The organism is Synoicihabitans lomoniglobus (assembly GCF_029023725.1).
Lineage (GTDB): Bacteria > Verrucomicrobiota > Verrucomicrobiia > Opitutales > Opitutaceae > Actomonas > Actomonas lomonigloba.
This window is the reverse complement of the sequence record NZ_CP119075.1, coordinates 1,565,566-1,584,459: the sequence shown is the minus strand read 5'-3', so window position 1 is coordinate 1,584,459 and position 18,894 is coordinate 1,565,566. Positions and strand designations below refer to the sequence as shown.

General features: G+C 58.8%; 15 protein-coding genes. 9 read left to right on the top strand and 6 right to left on the bottom strand.

What is annotated here, in order from left to right:
• The first annotated feature begins 73 nt into the window (after nucleotides 1-73).
• On the top strand, nucleotides 74-592 hold the full coding sequence (locus tag PXH66_RS06130) for a GNAT family N-acetyltransferase (RefSeq protein WP_330927712.1): 519 nt from the start codon (nucleotides 74-76) through the stop codon (nucleotides 590-592).
• Nucleotides 593-663: 71 nt separating this feature from the next.
• On the opposite strand, the gene PXH66_RS06125 is transcribed toward PXH66_RS06130, so the two are convergent.
• Nucleotides 664-3,870, bottom strand: coding sequence for a CotH kinase family protein (locus PXH66_RS06125; protein ID WP_330927711.1), 3,207 nt, complete (start codon nucleotides 3,868-3,870; stop codon nucleotides 664-666).
• An 869-nt stretch (nucleotides 3,871-4,739) separates the two neighbouring features.
• On the opposite strand from PXH66_RS06125, the gene PXH66_RS06120 reads away from it, so the two are divergent.
• Nucleotides 4,740-5,048 (top strand): hypothetical protein, encoded by a 309-nt coding sequence (locus tag PXH66_RS06120; protein ID WP_330927710.1) that lies wholly within the window; start codon nucleotides 4,740-4,742, stop codon nucleotides 5,046-5,048.
• Nucleotides 5,049-5,114: 66 nt separating this feature from the next.
• On the opposite strand, the gene PXH66_RS06115 is transcribed toward PXH66_RS06120, so the two are convergent.
• Together PXH66_RS06115 and priA are read right to left on the bottom strand one after the other, a co-directional pair.
• Nucleotides 5,115-6,014 carry a glycerophosphodiester phosphodiesterase gene (locus PXH66_RS06115; protein WP_330927709.1) on the bottom strand — a complete coding sequence of 300 codons (900 nt, stop codon included), beginning with the start codon at nucleotides 6,012-6,014 and terminating at the stop codon, nucleotides 5,115-5,117.
• Between the two features lie 147 nt (nucleotides 6,015-6,161).
• Nucleotides 6,162-8,399 carry a replication restart helicase PriA gene (priA, locus tag PXH66_RS06110; RefSeq protein WP_330927708.1) on the bottom strand — a complete coding sequence of 746 codons (2,238 nt, stop codon included), beginning with the start codon at nucleotides 8,397-8,399 and terminating at the stop codon, nucleotides 6,162-6,164.
• Nucleotides 8,400-8,527: 128 nt separating this feature from the next.
• On the opposite strand from priA, the gene PXH66_RS06105 reads away from it, so the two are divergent.
• From PXH66_RS06105 to PXH66_RS06085, 5 genes are all read left to right on the top strand, one after another.
• Nucleotides 8,528-9,184, top strand: a complete 657-nt coding sequence (locus tag PXH66_RS06105) for a DsbA family protein (RefSeq protein ID WP_330927707.1) — start codon at nucleotides 8,528-8,530, stop codon at nucleotides 9,182-9,184.
• Nucleotides 9,185-9,228: 44 nt separating this feature from the next.
• The gene (locus PXH66_RS06100; RefSeq protein WP_330927706.1) at nucleotides 9,229-9,693 is read left to right on the top strand and encodes a Fur family transcriptional regulator; all 465 of its coding nucleotides are present in this window, start codon (nucleotides 9,229-9,231) and stop codon (nucleotides 9,691-9,693) included.
• A 24-nt stretch (nucleotides 9,694-9,717) separates the two neighbouring features.
• The gene (locus PXH66_RS06095; RefSeq protein ID WP_330927705.1) at nucleotides 9,718-10,083 is read left to right on the top strand and encodes a TPR end-of-group domain-containing protein; all 366 of its coding nucleotides are present in this window, start codon (nucleotides 9,718-9,720) and stop codon (nucleotides 10,081-10,083) included.
• 111 nt (nucleotides 10,084-10,194) lie between these two features.
• Nucleotides 10,195-11,178, top strand: a complete 984-nt coding sequence (gene nadA / locus PXH66_RS06090; protein ID WP_330927704.1) for a quinolinate synthase NadA — start codon at nucleotides 10,195-10,197, stop codon at nucleotides 11,176-11,178.
• 195 nt (nucleotides 11,179-11,373) lie between these two features.
• A complete protein-coding gene (locus PXH66_RS06085) occupies nucleotides 11,374-12,603 on the top strand; it encodes a CHRD domain-containing protein (RefSeq protein ID WP_330927703.1) in 1,230 nt (409 codons plus the stop codon).
• An 80-nt stretch (nucleotides 12,604-12,683) separates the two neighbouring features.
• Here PXH66_RS06085 and PXH66_RS06080 read toward each other — a convergent pair whose 3' ends face one another.
• Together PXH66_RS06080 and PXH66_RS06075 are read right to left on the bottom strand one after the other, a co-directional pair.
• Nucleotides 12,684-14,042 (bottom strand): BNR-4 repeat-containing protein, encoded by a 1,359-nt coding sequence (locus tag PXH66_RS06080; RefSeq protein WP_330927702.1) that lies wholly within the window; start codon nucleotides 14,040-14,042, stop codon nucleotides 12,684-12,686.
• 64 nt (nucleotides 14,043-14,106) lie between these two features.
• Nucleotides 14,107-15,132, bottom strand: a complete 1,026-nt coding sequence (locus PXH66_RS06075; protein ID WP_330927701.1) for a M23 family metallopeptidase — start codon at nucleotides 15,130-15,132, stop codon at nucleotides 14,107-14,109.
• Nucleotides 15,133-15,303: 171 nt separating this feature from the next.
• Here PXH66_RS06075 and PXH66_RS06070 point away from each other — a divergent pair, with 171 nt between their 5' ends.
• Nucleotides 15,304-16,620 (top strand): MFS transporter, encoded by a 1,317-nt coding sequence (locus PXH66_RS06070; RefSeq protein ID WP_330927700.1) that lies wholly within the window; start codon nucleotides 15,304-15,306, stop codon nucleotides 16,618-16,620.
• A 91-nt stretch (nucleotides 16,621-16,711) separates the two neighbouring features.
• Here the strand turns inward: PXH66_RS06070 and hemW are convergent, their stop codons facing one another.
• Complete coding sequence (gene hemW, locus PXH66_RS06065; protein ID WP_330927699.1) at nucleotides 16,712-17,896, bottom strand: radical SAM family heme chaperone HemW; 1,185 nt, start codon at nucleotides 17,894-17,896, stop codon at nucleotides 16,712-16,714.
• A 54-nt stretch (nucleotides 17,897-17,950) separates the two neighbouring features.
• Between hemW and PXH66_RS06060 the strand changes: the two genes are divergently transcribed.
• Entirely contained in the window at nucleotides 17,951-18,868 is a 918-nt protein-coding gene (locus PXH66_RS06060) for an IPT/TIG domain-containing protein (protein ID WP_330927698.1), read from the top strand.
• Nucleotides 18,869-18,894: the final 26 nt, after the last annotated feature.

Genomic DNA, 18,894 nt, shown 5'->3' with positions numbered 1-18,894 from the left:
TGCAACCCTTCGAGACGCTCGGTCGATAGCGCGGATTCACGTCGATTCATGGCGGGCCGCCTACGAAGGAATCGTGCCCGATGCGTTCTTGGACGAATTGGACATTGAGCGGAGAACGAAGCGGTGGAGCACCATTTTGTCTGCGTCTCAGAGCGAAACGTTTGTTCTGGAGTCCGAGAATAAAATAGTGGCTTGGCTGTCCTACGGCCCATGCCGGGATGATGATTGCGAGGATTCCGTCGAAGTGTGGGCGCTCTATGTCTGCCCTTCTCAATGGCGGTGCGGATATGGAAGCGCCTTGATGCGGTTTGCCGAAAATCTCGCCCGCGAATCTCGCCGCGGAAATATCGCACTCTGGGTGTTGGAGCAAAACCTGGCCGGAAGGCACTTCTACGAGCGGCTTGGATACGTTCCCGATGGAGTCAAAAAGCCGATAGAAATCGGAAATCTTTCCCTCGAAGAACTACGGTATCAAAGGAAAGTAACACCAGAAGGCGCCCCCGCCTTAATACCTTCTAATCGGCCCTCGGTGGCTAAACAAAAAACCTTTGGGTTCTCCCAGCAGGGCTTCCCCAGATATCGATGGAAATAAACGCCGTCCTTTTTTACTGAAGGCGTTCAATCTAAAATTTTCTGTGATCGTCAGGCGTAGAGAAGTGAAACTCACCGAATCTCATAAATTTCCACCAAGGCTACTCCGTCGGAATCATTCTTTCCGGATACCGCCGCTGTGTAAATTCCTGGGAATAGTGTGACCAACATTGCCGCGTCGGTCGCATCGTTTGCCAATGCGAAAGCGCCAACGTAAGCGCTGGCATCTGCTACATCCGGATTCTCGTCCCAGTCATCGTTGACGGCCAATACATCGTCTACAGATCGCAAAGTCAGGACTGGATCCGACAAGGGGTTTTCGACTCCATAGTCTGACAGACCCATTCCCACGCCACGAATGAGCACGCGCTTAGGCGCTTCACCGGTGACAACGAATCCAGCGACGAGCGGATCTGATTCTCCCACCGTATTACCACGAGTGGAGAGATTAAGTAGCGATCCAATGTCGTCGGCTTCATATACTTCAAGTAATCCACTTCCGCTTAGATCTGTGGCGCTGCTCAGGTGGATCGTATAGTTTCCAGCCGGTAATTGTAGTTGCATGGCACTGTCCCCCGCGCCCGATTCCAAGGGGAACGCTCCCACCCTTGCAAACAGATCGGATAATTCGTTCGCGTTGGCTGCGGTCCCCCACCCCTGATTACTTCCCACCATTTCTCCGGTCTCGTTGAACACGCGAATTAAGGGATCGGGGAGAGCATCATTGATCCCGTGGGGCGCCAAAGCTGGACCAATACCGCGAACAATAATCGACTTTCCGTCTGCTTCTTCGATAACGAGACCAGCAACCAAAACATCACCAGCTCCAGAAATGTGCGCTCGGGTGGAAACATTTACCATACGGGGCGGCACTGCGTAGGGAGCACGCTCGCCGCTAGGCACCAGACCACTCCATCGGCTGCCCGGGAAAGCCGTATTGGCTTCGTCAAAAGCACGAAAACGGGCATGACTGAAGGTCTCCACGGTGATGGTTTCATTGGTAATGATGGCATCGGGAGCAATGCCGCCACCACGCAAGCGCGGATCCGCCCCACCAAGCGTATAAATGAGCTGCGCTCCATTCGGCGCTGTTATATCCCGAGTTCCATCGCCATTGTCACTCAGCACCGGTGCAGGCACAAACTGATTGTCGATCCAACCGGCTCGAGTAATTAGCCAATCCTTGATGTGATTGGCCTCATTCATAAAACTCCCGTGAGAGCTTATATTATCCAGCCATCTACCTGCATCGCGAGCTGCGGCATCGGGTCCGATTTCGCGAGTCAACGAATCCGCACGCTCGGTCAATTGTGAATTACTTAAGGGACCTACCCGCAACGCCTGCCAACGATCGACCCACGCCTGCATAAAATCCGAATCACGCGCCAATATCCCCCACCAACCAAATCCCCAATAGTCCACCGCAGTTCCCTGACTGGTCGATTCGGTCAATTGCCAAGAGGCAGGCTCGTCATCACGCGGGTCGGCGGAATCAAGACTGCGATCGAAATCCCAAATCGGACCGGCAGCGAGGCGTTCACCTCGATCCTTGGTGAAGTAGGCGCTACGCCAAAACGCATCCGTGTTCTTCATAAACACATTCAAGAGGTGATGATCAACCCATGACGCACGATTGATGTATTGGAGGTAGTTTCGTCGGGACCAATTCGCGGCCTCGTCGGCGACAAGCGCATTCTCCATGGATTGGATATATCCGACAATGTAATCTCGTTGAAGATCAGTAATTTTGTCGATCTTCGGCGTATCGACTTGCAGCACCGAGTTCAGTATGTCGGGAAATCCGCGGTCGGTCGTCCAAGCATATTTGTTGTCATCAGGTTCATCTACCAGCAAAAGATAGCCTCCTGTCACACCTTCACCCTGATTATCATCAAGACCCAATTCCGCCAACTCGATGCGGCCGGATTCAACGTCAGTTTTGTCCGTGATTACGAATATACCGGCGTAATCCGCCATCGTCAGACCATCGTTATCGAAGTTTACGAACGCCTCAACGAAACGAGTGCGAGCGGCCCAACGACCTATGGTGTTACTCAAGCCATAGGCAAACGCGTTACGAAAAAACGCGGTGTCCCAGTTAAATGGGGCTACCGCATTCCATTCGTCAAAGCTCGCCAGTCCAAAAAGCCCGATATTGGTCTTACTGCCCCAAGGATTCAATAGATCAAATTTGTATCCTTTCTTCGCATACGTAGAGGATGATTGTCCGCGAACTTCAAGGGTCAGCATCGCGGCGTAATCCGGTTGATCCGAAAACGCAGTGAAGCCGCTGTCGTTTGGTTCAAACCCATACAGCCATCCCAGACGCTCAACGCCGTCCTTTCCAAACTCGCCGAGACCATGGTCGTCAATAATGAGCAACGGAAGCGAACTAGTGAAATCGCCGACTCTTAAACTTGAGTCACGGTCGAGTTTCAAGAATTGCACCGTGCTCACCACACCATGCCGCGAACCGTCGGAAGAAAACACCGCTGCGCGAACTACGACGGAATCCCGGATTTCAAGCGGCGAAGTATATACCGCTGAATGCTCACTGGGCTCTTCAATCGCCCCGCCAACCTCCGAAGGCGGTGCCACCTCATAGCGAATGAGTTGCCCTCCGTTCGCCCCGGCCATTTTCAGTTCAAGCAGGTCATAGAACGTGGTCGAATCACTCGAGAACTCTACGCTTTCGGTGAGTATCAGACTACTCGCACCGCCATTGCGCCCCCCCGGAGTCGCTTCCTCAAAATATCCTTCCACCCGGTTGCCGCTCGTTGGGTCCGGGGCAGAAATCCCGTAGGAAACATCAGTAATTTGCGCTGGATACTCCGGTGCAAACTCCGATACGACGGTTACCAAGTCGGATTTCACCAATCCAAGATATTCACCGCCAGCCTTTAATCCAAAATTGGTGTGTAAATTGCCGCTCGGATCTACTCGGTCCTTACTCGATGCAAATACAACCAAATAATCGCCAGGTGCTATTATGACCGCTGGAAACACCCACTTATCCATTTTGTCAGCCGTGTCTGTGAGCGCCCATCCAGAGAGATCAATCGCGACTGATTCAGGATTATAAATCTCAATCCAATCCTCGTATTCACCATCTTCGTCGGCCAATACTGAATCATTATCAGCCATAAATTCAGTTATGATTGGATCGCCCCATGCGTATGAAGGTAGCAACCAAATCAGCAGCAACGACCAGACTCGGAATCCCAAAATAGTCATCGTCAAAGGTTCGTGTTTTTTAGCGAAATCAGAATCAATGGACATCGTAACAGATACTCAATTTTCTAGAGGTGGTAGAGGTGGCAAATGCGTCACGGTATTCCGACAACCAGATCGCTTAGACCCACTATCGGACCCGTTAAATTGATCTGATTTCATGGCAAGCGGAAATAGGCATCGATCTCGTGTCTGTCTCGAAAGACGCCATGTCATATATGCCCTCAACCGCCCACAAGGGAGGACATCAGATAATTCATGTTATTGAATGTGCGCTGACTTGTCGGCGCAGTCGGCCAATCCCTCCGAATCTGCCTGTGTTTGGGAGACTCAGGCGGCACCGCATCTTCTTTGACCTTTCATCCCGCGGGCTGGCATCAGCGGGTTTGGCTTGGTTCGTCCATGGAGCATCCTCCGCGAAGACGAACTCCGGCAGCTCGACTATTTCGGGTTCTTCGTCATTCCACTGGCCACTTGGTTCCTCGGCAGGATCGTGGCGATACACGTGTTCATGTGTATCCAAGTTGCTCGTTGGTTTATGCGGAAAAAGGTGAACCTCTCCCGTCTAACGAAAGTGTGGTTGGGATTCGGAGTGTTTTGCGTTACCGGAGGCGCGTTCGCCGCCATCTTGCTGAATCCCTTTTTTTACGGACTCATGGTGGTGTTCGCCGGCGTGTTCATCATTTTCAGAACCGTTAGATTTATTTGGATTTCGCACCTTTATGCAGGCTTCACATCATCCCCTCTTGGCCGAAATAGGGCCGCGTCGCTACGTTCCCGATGGAGTCAAAAAGCCGATAGAAATCGGAAATCTTTCCCTCGAAGAACTACGGTATCAAAGGCAAGTAACACCAGAAGGCGCCCCCGCCTTCATACCTTCTGATCGGCCCTCGGTGGCTAAACAAAAAACCTGATCGATGACCGCCAAAACGAAAAAAACGAGCGGTTGCTTGGTCGCGTTTTTCGTCGGTTTTCTCGTCATGCTCGGAAGCTGCATTCACCTGACCCGCACCGGTCAACACAAACACTTCTATGACCGAATAAGTATCGGTATGCCGGTCAAAGAAGCGGAGGAAATTCTGCGCGACATCCCGGTGAGTAAGGAAAAATCGAAAGACGGGACCAAAGCGTTTTGGTTGTTTTGGGACCCCGGTCCGGGGTTAAGAAACTTCTACAACATCCACTTTGAGAACGATGTCGTAGTGTGGAAGGACTTCGACCGTTGAGCGTAATCCGCTCAAATTGCCTGAGTTGCGAGCTGGATATGGGCGCCCAGCCTTCGGCCATAGGACTCACTTCCGGAGGCGACTGATCCGCAGCGGGTTGTTGGTAATGATGCCATCCACTCCCAAGGCGAGGAGTGCTTTCGCGGCGGGCAATTCGTTGATGGTGTAAACCCAAATTTTAAGGCCGCGAGCGTGAGCCGCCGCCACGGCTTCCGCGGTGATGTGTCGGTTCCAGCCAATCACGCGGACTCCCGATTTCGCCGCACGTTCCACCCAAAGCGGAGAGAGGGTTTTCTCTGCGGCCGCGAGCTTTCGTCCGTCCCACTCCTTCTGCGGTCCCAATGCGCCCAACACCTGCGTGGGTATGGCATCGTGCAATGCGGCAAGAAATTCCCAGTCAAAGGCCTGCACCACGACGTCGTTGATCAGTCGTTTGGCGTGAATGATTTCCGCGCAGTCGGCTGCGGAACCGGCTTTGCGTTCAATCAAGGTGACGCCACCAGCCCCTTGAATGAAATCCAGAGATTCATTCAGAGTCGGAAGTTTCGCACCCGCGTAGGCGGAAGAGAACCAGCCGCCCGCGTCGAGGTCGGTCAAAACGTGCGCAGGTTGTGCCTCCAGCTGCCAGTCACTCCCGCCCCACTGCGCCACCGCGTTCGAAGTGCGATCGAGCGTATAATCGTGAAACACCACCGGCACTCCATCGGCCGTGACATGATAGTCCAACTCCACCAAATCGGCTTCGGCATGAATCGCCAAGGCGAAGGCAGGCAGGGTATTCTCAGGGGCCCATTCACTAAAACCACGGTGCGCAATAATCAGCGGTCGAGGCTGCGCCAACAGCGCTTCGGCGCGCGATTCCGACGGATGCGACCATGCCTCGACAGCGGGCGTGCTCGCACAACCGAGCCACAGCACGGTCGTCGTTAAGATCAAGGTCCAGAAAGTCAGTCGGAATGAGTGCATGGTGAGACGTCACGAGGGACGATTTCCCACCGGTGGAGGCCCATCGAAAACGGCGCAAGCGATGTAACCTGGCTGCCACTAAAACGGCACAAAGATGCGTGCGAGATCATCGCTGCCCCCTCCGCGGCATGTCGGCCCGCCTGCCAACTAGCCCAGGTTTACCGGATCAACGTCCATGACTTGGATGACGTCGTCGGGCCAGGCGAATTCGCGGCGCTTTTGGTTCAGTTTCCCGATCACGCGCGAGACGCCGTGGGTGAAATACCAGACTTGGAAGCGGTAGTGATCCTTCACTTTCTCAATCGGCGATGGCGCGGGGCCGCGCACTTCCAATTGGTCGGGAAATTCCTTCTCCACCAAACGCGCCCATTGCTCCGCAAAGAAGAGGAGTTTTTCCGGATTGGGTCCGCGAAAGGAATGGTGAATGAGGTGCCGATATGGGGGATACTGGAAATCCTTGCGGATCTTGAGTTCGCCTTCCGCAAACCCGTCGAAATCGGCGTGCCGTGAGAACTGTATCGCGTCGGCTTGCGGCGTAAATGTCTGCACGATCACCACGCCCGCTCGATCACCTCGCCCCGACCGACCGGCCACTTGCACGAGCAACTGAAACGTGCGTTCCGTGGCGCGAAAGTCCGGCATGTGCATCGACATGTCGGCGTCGACCAAACCCACCAAGGTGACGTTGGGAAAATCCAATCCTTTCGCGATCATCTGCGTGCCCACCAATACATCGATCTTGCCGGCGCGAAACTCGGAGAGCACCTGCCGGAAGCGGTTTTTTTTGGACATCGTGTCTGTATCCATTCGCTCGATGCGCGCCCGCGGCAGCACGCGGGTGACCGCTTCTTCGACGCGTTGCGTGCCGGTGCCCCGCCAACGGATATCCGGCGCCTCGCATTTGGGGCAACGCACGGGTGCGCCGCGTTCGTGACCACACATGTGACATCGCAACGACTCGTCGGTGCGATGGTAGGTCATCGAAATACTGCAATGCGGGCACTCCTCCACGTGACCGCAGGATCGGCACATCATGGACGACGAGTAGCCGCGCCGGTTGAGAAACAGAATCGTCTGCTCCTTCTTTTCAAAACGGTCCTGCATCCCGTGCACCAGTTTCTGCGAGAGCGTGGTCAGTCCGCGTGACCGCATGATCTCGATGCGCATGTCGACGACGTCGATGAACGGGAGTTCGCGGTCGTCGATGCGCTGTTTCATGTGCAGGTGCTTATAACGCCCCGCCTGCGCGTTCGCGTAACTTTCCAACGATGGCGTGGCCGAGCCGAGCAGGCAGTGGGCGCCGTTGAGTTTCGCGCGCATCACTGCGACGTCGCGACCGTGATAGCGCGGAGTCTCGTCCTGTTTGTAGGCTGGCTCGTGTTCCTCATCCACGACGATGAGTCGGAGGTTTTGCACGGGGGCAAAAATCGCCGAGCGCGCTCCGACCACGATACGGGCTTGGCCGGTGGCAAGTTCGTGCCAGCCGTCGACGCGCTCACCTTCGCTCAAGTGACTGTGCCACACGACGCACGCGTGGTCGGGCGCGATGGATTCCAGACGACTGCGCAGACGGGCCACGGTTTGCGGGGTCAGCGCCACTTCCGGCACGAGAAACACCACTCCCCCGCCATCGGCCAATGCTTCGTGAATGGCGCGCAAATAGACCTCGGTTTTGCCCGATCCGGTGACGCCCTGCAACAGCGTCACGCCGAACTCGTCTTTAGCGATCTCAACTTTGAGCGCGTCGAACGCCGCCTGTTGTTCCGCATTGAGCAAGTGCGGCAACGCGGCCACGAGCTCGCCCTCGGAAAAGTCGTCGGCGTAAGCCACGCGCTTCACCTGCTGCGACATTTCGCGCAACGCGCCTTGTTTAATCAACGCATTCGCCGAGCCCGCGCCCACGCCCAGCCGCTTCAGCACGAGGTTCTTGGCGACTGGTTTGAATTGCTGCGTGATAAACCGGTAAAGTTTCGCCTGTTGCGGCGCCCGCTTCTCGAGTTTGGCCAGCGCCTCGTCGTCGAGCGCGGTGCCGAGTGCGATCAATTTTTCCTGCTTAAGGCCCGCCGCCCGACGGACCGCACCAGGCAACATGGTTTCGATGATGCCGTCCAGCGGCGCCGCGTAGTAGACGGCCATCCATTTGGCCAACTCCAGCAAATCAGCGGGCAAGGCCGGAAAATCATAAACGAGGTCGGTGAGGTTCTTCAGCCGGTCGATGGGAAAGTCACTGGGCGCGCCCACCACCCCCACGATTCCCAGCGTGAATCGGCGACCGATCGGGATACGCACGAGCGAACCAACCGCGACGGCATCCTCCAGCCGAGCCGGCACCTTATAGTGGAGCAGCTTGTCGAAACCGGCAATGGGGTGCACTCCGACGATCATAGAGCCGTCCTACATGGCTCGCGGTCAGAGACGGCGCAACCGTTCTCGTAGGCTGGCGCACGTTTGACCGCCACCCACCGAATCGTCACGATGGGCGTTCGCCCTCCGAGTCCGCCCTTCCTGCCGTCATGCCCGCCGTTTTTCCCTCCCCCCTGATTATCCTGACCGGGCTTTCGCTGCTCGTGCAGACTGCGTGCGCCGCTGATCCGGCGGCTGCCGAACCTGATGTCGCGACGGAAATGCGTCGAATTCGGGAGGACATCACGACCCACCCGCTCTCGCTCTCCGCCGGTAACCTGACCGGCGACGCGGTCATTATTTCGTTTTTTGACTACCAGTGCGATCACTGCAAAGCGGCCTACCCGCTGTTGCATGATTTCGTGGCAAACGACGGCAAGGTGCGCGTGGTCTACGTGAATTACCCCTTCATCGGCCGGGACTCGTTTCGAGCCGGTCTCGCGGTTGAGGCCGCCCGTGCCCAAGGACGGGCGGTCCCGCTGCACGACGCGCTGCTTCGCGACGACGATACGCTCGACGACGCCCGCATTCTCGATCTGGCCACGCTCGTCGGTCTCGATCCCGCGGCACTGGAGGAAGAGATGCGCGAGCGGGAGAAATCGCTGCTCGACCATCTGCCACAGGTGACGGCCTGGTTTGAAGAGCTTCAACTCGAAGGCACTCCTGTTTTGGTGATCGGCGATCAGCAGCTGCATGGTGCCGTGGAGGTCACTCAACTCGCTGCGGCGGTATCACACGTCCGGGCAACAGCTCAACTGACACCGTAACCTCAACATTGACACCTAGGAGTAACGGGACCGACGATCAGGCTGTGAGCAACGACGCCGCGCGCGAAAAATTCAAATCCTACCTCGGCACCAAAGCCTTGCGCGTGACCAACCAACGCCTGGCGATTTTCGAAGCCGCGTTTGCCCAAACGGAGCACTTCACCGCCGAGGAGCTGCTGGACCACGCCCGGGCCATCGATGATTCGGTGTCCCGCGCCACCGTTTATCGCACCCTGCCGATCATGGTCGAGAGCGCCCTGCTGCGGGAAATCGACATCGGCAAGAACATCAAATTTTACCTGCCCAACGTCGAGGGCGGCACCGAAGTCGCGCAGGTCATCTGCCTCGATTGCGACAAGATTTTCGAAATCGATGCCCCCTTCATGGAGTGGTATGGCAACTCCGTCGCTTCCAAAGTCGGCCTGCGCCCCGTGTCGCAGCGCCTCCAGGTATCGGCCCGGTGCGACGCCCTGCGCGATGCCGGTGTCTGCAAACACCGCTCCGCCTGAGGCGAGCCGCCCCGCCCCGCGACCATGGCCCGCAAGGAAGATCCCGAATGGGAAATCGGCTTTTTTGAGTCCGTCCTGCGACGCGACCCGCGTTACGTCGACGTCGTGGCAATCCTCGGCGGACTCTACACCAAAACCGGCCGCATCGCCGACGGGTTGAAAATGGACCGCCGCATGGTGCGTCTGTGTCCCCGCGATGCCACGGCTCACTACAATCTCGCCTGCTCGCTCGTGCTCACCGACCGGCATCGCGATGCGCTGAAGACGCTGCGCCGCGCCATCGAATTGGGCTACGTGGACTTCGACTGGATGGAAAACGATCCCGACCTCGCGCCCCTTCACGACTACCAGGTCTTCCGCGACATGATCAACCTGCTCAAATCGATCTGAAATGAAAAGGAACCACGAAATACACGAAACACACGAAAAGCTCCCTACCTCCGATGGCTTTCGTGTGTTTCGTGTATTTCGTGGTTAATGAAGTCTGACTCCCGTTTACCCATGCCTGCTGTTCTTGACTACGAACCATTGATCATCGCGCCGCGCGCTGCGCCGCCGGCGTTGACGGCAATCCAAGAGGAGATCCTTGCGCTTAAGAAAGAGCGCAACGCCGTCATTCTCGCGCACAATTACCAGATCGAATCCATCCAACAGGTGGCCGATTACGTGGGCGACTCGCTGGGGCTGTCCTATCAAGCGCAAGCCGCCGAAGCCGACGTGATCCTGTTTTGTGGCGTCCATTTCATGGCCGAAACCGCCAAGATCGTGAATCCCGGGCGCACCGTGCTCCTGCCCGATCTCGACGCCGGTTGCTCGCTTTCCGACTCGTGCCCGGCCGACCGTCTCGCCGCCTACAAGGCCGAGCATCCCGAGGTCTATGTGGTGGCTTACATCAATTGTTCCGCCGGAGTAAAAGCGCTCAGCGACGTGATCTGCACCAGCGGCAACGCGATGAAAATCGTCAACCAAGTGCCCGCCGATCGCCCCATTCTCTTCGTGCCCGACCAGAATCTCGGTCAATGGGTCAGCCAGCAAACCGGCCGCACCATGCAGCTGTGGCCGGGCAGTTGCTACGCCCACGTGCAGTTTACCACGGCGGCCATTGAGAAAATCCGCCTGCAGTTTCCCGATGCGCCCGTCGTCGCCCACCCGGAGTGCGTGCAAGCCGTGCGCGATCTGGCCGACGAGGTTTGCTCGACCGAGCTCATGGTGAAGTTTGCCAAGGAAACCCCCGCCGAGCGCATCATTGTGGTGACGGAAAGCGGCATGCTGCACCGCCTGCAAAAGGATGTGCCGCACAAGACCTTCATCGCCGGCCCGACCAACACCTGCGCCTGCAACGATTGTCGCTTCATGAAAATGAACACGATCGAGAAGGTCCGCGATGCGTTGAAAAACATGGCCCCGGCCATCGACGTCCCCGAATCCGTGCGCACCGCTGCCCTCACGCCCATCCAGCGCATGCTGGATTGGAGCAAGGTGTGATCACCTCCGGGTGAACCACGCGTTGACCTCGTTTCGACGGGTTAACGATTTGCAGTCAATTGGCGTAAAGAGCGGAACTGGCGCAACCGTATTGCGTTTCTCGGGTCACATTCGGTGCATCTGCCCCTATCTTGATCACTGTTCACCCTGGGCAGTGGCTGATCGGCGAGGCGGGCAAACCCTCATAAAACCCCTATGACAACTACGCTACTCAAACGCACCGTTATCGCCTTTTTCCTCACGGCGATAATCACCCTCCCCGCCACCGCCGCGCGTATCCGCCTGTCGGCCAACCTCGACGCCGCGCAGGAAACCCCCGCCAGCGCATCCACCGCCACCGGCATGGCGGAAATGTGGTATGACACGGCCACCAATACCTTCAATCTCACCGTGAACGTAACCGGCATGGCGAACCTCGTCACCGGCTCCCATTTGCATGAAGCCCCCGCCGGTTCCTCCGGTGGCGTTGTGACCGGCCTCGGGGCCGAAACCGTTTACACCCGCAACGGCGATGATTTGTCGGCGTCGTTCTCCGGACTTTCCTACGGTGGCGACCCCGCCACGCTGCTCGCGGGTGGTGCCTATGTGAACATTCACAGTGCCATTTTTCCGGGAGGCGAAATTCGCGGACAACTTTGGGCCGATCCCGTGCAACTCTGGGCCAAACTCAGCCCGGAACAGGAAACCGCCACCGTCGAAAGCGACGCCTATGGAGCCGCCCAAATGACGCTCTACCCTGTGACGGGTAAGTTCGAGCTCATCGTGTTCGCCTACAACTTCACCAACACGTTCGCCGCCTCACACATCCACGAGGGCGCCGTCGGCACCAACGGCGGTGTGGTCAACGGATTGGGCGGGGCGGCCGACTACAACCAAAACGGCAACACCTACTCCCAAGTCTGGAATGACGTGGACTACGCGGGCGACATGATGACCCTGCTCAACGGCGGGGCCTACATCAACATCCACTCCGACGTGCACGCGGGCGGCGAGATTCGCGGCCAACTGTGGGCCTCCGAAGCTGGCCGCACGGCCTCGCATTTGTCCAATGTCTCCAGCCGTGGGGCCGTCGGTGCGGGCGACGCTTCGCTTGTCGTCGGTTTCGTCATCGAAGGCACGGAACCGTTGACGGTGATTGTCACCGGCCGGGGCCCCGTGCTCACCGAGTTTGGCGTGGTAGGCGCCCTGGCCGATCCCGTGCTCTACGTCCATGATCGGTGGGGCAATCAGATCTTCTGGAACGATAACGCCGCCGACACGACCTACCTGCAGCCGATCACGGAAAGTGGATTTGCGCCGACGGTCGCCGCGGAAGCTGCCGCCATCCTGTTGCTCCCGCCCGGCCCACACACCATGACGGTCAAGGGAGCCGGTGACACCACGGGCATCGCCCTCGCCGAGGCTTTCCAGCAGAATAATAACTAGAGCCGAGCCTCACCATTCAGCTGTTTATTCTGCCCATCTCGGCCGCGAGTTCGCTCGCGGCCGTTTTTTGTATTGGGGATCTAATTTCCAACGCCGGGCACCCACAGCACGCGATTGGAGAGTTGATCCTTCAGCGCGTCTCCCCGCTCGCCCGCCGTGTAAATCAACGCCGGCTCCACGCCTACTTTATTGAAGCCCGTGCGGCGCTCGATGTTGGGCATCCAGTGGGGAACGTCGGGATCCACCTCCCCCACGATCCGGGACGTAAAGGTTTCGCCGCCATCGACGGAAACGAATCGCACGACTTCCGTGCTGGGTTCACCCCATGCGGTGCTGTCGGGAGCCATGCGCATCACGACTCCCGTCACGACCAGGCGACCCGTATTACCGTAGGCCACGCCGCCATGCATCAACAACGCGGCATCTCGCCAGCCGTGGGGTAAGAAGCGGTTCAGCGCATGATGTCGCCAAGTGGTTTGGGCAGGCGACTTGATCGCGATCCACGACTGCGACGTTTCCTGCACGCGCACATTGTAGGGGATTGCGACCTCGCCCGCCGGGCCGACATCGATCGACCCAACGTGGAGGATACGGGACTGATCAGTCGAGCCCGTCGCCAACGGTTGGGCGGTATCAATGGTGGCCGCTTCGCGCAACGTGGTGCCTGCGGCGTTGCTCCACGTGAGCCCGTCATCGGTGCTGGTGAGATGCACCACTCCCGCGTGCATGAGCGAAAGTTCGCCGGTGGGCAGTTCGAGAATCCGGGCGCCCAGATGCAGGGTTTTGTGATCCGGACTCCAGGCGAGCGACGCGGCAAACTGCGCATAATCCGTATGCCGGGAACGCAATACCGGTCCTTGCCGGCTCCACGCTTCGCCGGGCGATTTCCGCCACAACTCCAACTCCCACGGGCGATCCTCGTAGCTGCGACGGGCCACCATAATTAAAGAGCCGTCGGCCGCGCACACCAGGCCGGGGTAAGTGAGATTGTGGCCAAATTCTTCGTTCGGCGTCCACTCCGACGCATCATTGGGTCGCACGGAACGTCGGTAGCGGAACGGGTGGTGATGCGAATAATACAGCACGTGCAGGTAGCCCGCGGCGTCGATCGTGAGCGCCGGCCCGCCGTGATTATCCTCGGCCGGACCCAACGTCACCTTATCTCCCCATTGCCCCGTGACCTGATCAAGGGTCCGGATTTGCACCCGAAATCCGTCGGCCGACGAGTCCAGCCACGCCACATGCGTGCGGTCCCCGAAGCTGATGATTTTCGGCGATTCCACATAGGCCGTTGCCCGGCCGGAACCCGCGGCCGAAAGAACCTCGAGGTCGGCGGCCCAGCCGAGTCGTGCGCCCGCGCAGAGCAACATCAGTCCGCCCCAGCCGATTCGCGCCCAGAATGAAATTTCATGCGGAAAGTTACGGAAGTGCTTTATCATGGGTGACATCCGGATATCGCCCTCACCTTCGTCAGTCAATGCCGGGGCGTCGCGCGCCGTGACTTTAGCGGCGTAAGCCCAGCAGGAGTTGCAGGTTCCGCTGCATGTCACTGTCCGGCCGATAGTGCCCCCAGCGTTTGCGCACCAAGTCCTTGCAACGGCAGGCGCGGAGCGCATCGGAGTCGCGCCACACCACCCGCGATTCGAGTCGCTTGTAGTCTTTCACGGCGGCCTTGCGCAGCGCCCGCCACGCGAAGGGCACCCCGTGTTGGTTGAACGAAATCTCCCAACCGGCGAGATCGCCCGCCGGCACCGTCGCTCCGACCAACGATGGGTAACGCTTCACGAAATCCGGTGTTTTGGTGGTCGCAATCCGGACAATCGCCACCGGTTCCAAACCGCGCAGGAAGTCGGCGAACGTATCGACTTTTTGAGCACGAAAGGCATCGTAAAACGCCAGCGGGTCGAACCCGACGAGGTTCATGCCGTTGTAGGCCCCATGCGTGTTTTTGCTGCCGAATTTCTTCCAGTCATACCAACTCTGGAAGTTATCAGTCAGCCGCAGTCCCATCTCAAAATGCACGTGGGCGCGCTCCTTCGGAATCGTATAGCCTCCCGCACTGCGTCCCATGATGCCGAGCACTTGCGAGCGCTCGACGGTGCTCCCGACCACCACCGCGGGATCGATGGAAGCCAGATGAGCGTAAAGCGTGTAAATGGCCGGTTCGGCATCGACGTGCTCGACCACCACGTAGCGGCCATAGCTGCTGGCACCGGCGCGGGCGTTGACATGCCGCACCACCCCATCGAGCACGACGTGGACTTCGTCCGTCGGTTCGCCGCGCCGATCGCGTTCGATCGGCATGAGGTCGAGCGCCTCGTGGAATTGGGTGCCGCTGGAACGCACGCAGCCAAACAGCCCCGAGGTGGCGAGTCCGGAAACGGTGGGCTGAATAAAGTTCTCAATCCGCTCCCCCCGGGCGTAGGCGTAGTTGGTCGTCGGCCAGGAAAGCTTCATCCGGGCGTCATCCTGCCCGGACGCCAGGCCCACGAGAAACAGGGAAAACCACACTGGGAGCAACAGCCGCATAACATTCACGGTCTGCAACATCGGCCCGGAGGCAATCCCGCGCCCCAATGATTTATCAATCGACTCAAACCCAAGAGTGCGGCCGAAACTTGCCTCCTCCCGGGTGGATCGTCATTGCCTCGACCCTCACCCCCTTCGCCCTGCCCCTCAGCCTGACTTCCTGATCACCCCATGTCCTCCTCCGCCAAACCCGTCCCGCATCCCGTCGTGTGGGTGCCCTCGCTCTACTTCGCGATGGGCATCCCGTTCTCCATGGTCATCTGGGTGGCGGGAACGATGTTCAAAGATCTCGGGCATACGGACGGCCAAATCACCGTGGCCACGGCATCAATCGGCATCGCGTGGTCGCTGAAGCCCTTGTGGGCGGCATTTCTGGACATGTATCGCACCAAGCGCTTCTGGGTGCTGTCGATGGAGTTTGCGCTGGCGGCCTTGTTCATCGGCATCGCGCTCGCCCTGCCCTTGCCCAATTATTTCCAGGTCACGATCGCCATGATGTGGGTGTTGGCCTTCTCGTCGTCGACGCAGGACATCACCGCGGACGGCATTTACATCACCGCCCTCGACAAGAAAAAGCAGGCCGCCTTCATCGGAGTGCAAGGCGTGTTCTGGAACGTCGGCCGGTTGTTCGCCGTCGCGGCGATTGTGTGGATCGCCGGCACTCTCCAGGAGAGCGGTCAACACACCGCCAAGGAGGCGTGGACCTGGGCAATCGGGCTGAGTGGCGCGACCATGGCGTTACTCGGCATCTACCATCTGTTCGTGCTGCCCACCGGAGTGGTCGGCGAAAAACCGAAAAATGCCAAGGCCGTGGCCGCGTCGTTCTGGGAATCACTCATCGCGTTTTTCAAAAAGGACCAGCTCTGGGGCATGCTCGCCTTTGTGTTTTTGTTTCGCAGCGCGGAGGGACTCCTTCTCGTCGAGGCGCCGCTCTTTCTCCAAGCCCCGCTCGAGGAAGGCGGCATTGGCCTGACCCTCGTCCAAAAAGGCACCATCGACGGACTCATTTCGATATCCGTCAGTCTGATCGGCGGGCTGCTGGGCGGCCTCTTCATTGCGAAACACGGCCTGAAGAAATCCCTCTTCATCATGGCGCTCTGCGTGAACATTCCCAACCTCTGTTTCGTTTACCTCAGTCAAATGGTTTCGCCGGAATCACCGCTTTCACTGACCACGGTCGCGACGCTGGTGACCATCGAAAAGGCCGGCTACAGTTTCGGATTTGTCGCCAACATGCTCTATATGATGCAGCAGATCTCGCCGGGCAAATTTCACATGACCCACTATGCGTTCTGCACGGCCCTGATGAATCTCGTGCTGGTGCCGACCCAGATGATTTCCGGCCCCTTGGCCGACGCCGTCGGCTACAAAACGTTCTTCATCATCGTGTGCTTCGCGTCGATTCCTTCGCTCATCGTAGCGTGGTTTGCGCCCTTCCCGAGAGATGAACGCGCCGATCAAGCGGCCGAAGCGGCCAACGGCACCTGACGACAGAGGCCGAGTGCCGTTCCGCGACTCCACCATGTCGGCGCGCTCGGCGAGCGCGCCTTACCTTTGACCTGCGGTATGACTTCGGCGATCAGGCCTGATCCATTGCCTCCATCACGGCCGCACCGACGGAGTCGGCCAGCAAACGACCGCGCGTGGTGAGGCGAATGCGACCGTCGACGCGTTCGGCCAACTCATCCTCGATCAAGTCGAGCAGCACACCTCGCGCCGCAGTCCAAGCCGGGCTGGGAAACCGTCGGGCCAAGGCGACCGGGTCCACGCCGGCCGTCATGCGCAGCCCAAAAATCAAGGCATCCTCCGCCAGCAACTCCGGGGTGAGGGCCACGCGATCGGTGGTCATGCGCTCGCCCCGGGCCACCTCGGCCTGCCACTGCGCTAAATCGGAGGGATTGGCCGCCCGCCAGCCCTCGTGCTGCCCCGCCGCCGAGGGACCGAGGCCGATCCATTCGTGCATGTTCCACGTGTTCAGATTGTGGCGACAAACGTGGCCCGGCCGCGCGAAGTTGGCCACTTCGTATTGGGCGTAACCGGCGGCGTTGAGCCGTTCCCAGGTGGTTTCGTAGAGTTGGGCCTCGTGTTCGGGGTCGAGCTTCACTTTGCCCTCGGCCAGTTTCACCCAGAGTTTGGTGTCCTCCTCAAAGGTGAGGCAGTAGGTCGACAGATGATCGGGCCCGAGTTCGATGGCTTGGGTCATGTCCGCCAGCCACGCCGCCTCGTCCTGCCCCGGCAGGGCAAACATGAGATCGATGTTCACGCTGGCGAAATCGGCCGCCCGGATCCGGTCATAGGCCCGCATCACCTGTTCGCGGGTGTGCAGTCGACCAAGCGCATCGAGCAGCTCCGGCTGGAAACTTTGCGCCCCCATCGAAATGCGCGTCACCCCGATTTCCTTGAGCGCGGCGAGGCGCGCATCGGTCACGGATGCCGGGGCCATTTCCACACTCCATTCCGCCGGAGCCGCCCCGCCGTTAAACTCGCGGACGAGGGTGCCCAACCGAATAATATCGCGGGCGGAAAGCAGACCCGGCGTGCCGCCGCCCCAGAACACCGTGCTCAACGGCCGGGTTCGCGTGACCAGCGTCATTTCCTTTTCAATACCGATTTGAAAACCGCGCACGCCCTCCACCGTCGGGCTGGTTTGGTAGAACGCACAGAAATCACACGTGCTCGCGCAAAACGGCACGTGCAAATACAGCCCCAGCGGGGCGAAATCGTCAGCGGACGAAATCACCTCGGGCGAAGAGATTTCGCTCATTGCCAATGCGGAATGATTGTGTTGCGTATCGACCACTTCTTAATGCGAAAGCTCATGCAAAAGAACCGTATCTCTCACGCGAGACGAATCTGGCAATGGATCGCTGCTTCCGCAGCCCTCATGCTCCTGGCGGGCTGTGAGTCGATGGTCATCACCGACCTGACTCCCTCGACCATGCCGGAAAACCCATCACAGATCTACACCTTCTCGGCGCGGATCACGCCCAAGTCGCGCGGTTATGTCGAAGGTTCGCTCCGGCCCCAGATCGTCATCGATGGTCGGATCTTCACCATGGAATCGAGTCCCGTGGGCGAGGACATCTACGAATTCGACTACCAGATTCCGTCCGGACGTTCCCAGGTTTCCTACTATTATTTGTCGACCTTCGATGTCTCCTTCGGCGGTGAAACGACGCCGCAGGAAGCCTACACCGGCGTGACCACCGTGCAATTGAAAGGCCGACTCGTGCTCTCCATGGTGGCCAACCGTGGCCCGGTTGGCGCCCGCATCGGCATCGTCGGTCAAGGTTTCACCGCCCAGGACCTCGTCACCGTCAATGGTCAGCCCGCTCGCACCGTGTTTGATTCGACCAACTCCCTGAGCTTTTTCGTGCCCCCCGTCGCTCCCGGCCGCAATTACCAGATTGCGGTGACCAGCCCGAACGGCACGCAACCGGTCGGCACGTTTCGGGTCGATGGCCTCAACGTTGAAGTCTTCCCCGCCGCGCTGAATCTCGCTCAGGGCGAATCCCAGACGATTACCTTCACGATCCCGCAAACCGCCCCCGCCGGCGGTCTGCTGCTCGACATCACCACCGATGTGCCGGACTGCATCATCATGCCGGAAGTCGTCGTCCCTCCCGGGTCCAACTCCGTCAGCATCCCGGTGCGTGGCGGTTTGCCCGGCTCAGGTCACCTCTACCTTTCCGGATTCGGAGCGTCGGAAATCCCGATCCCCGTCACCGTGCGCTGAGCGACCACGCTTCCGCCGACTTTTTC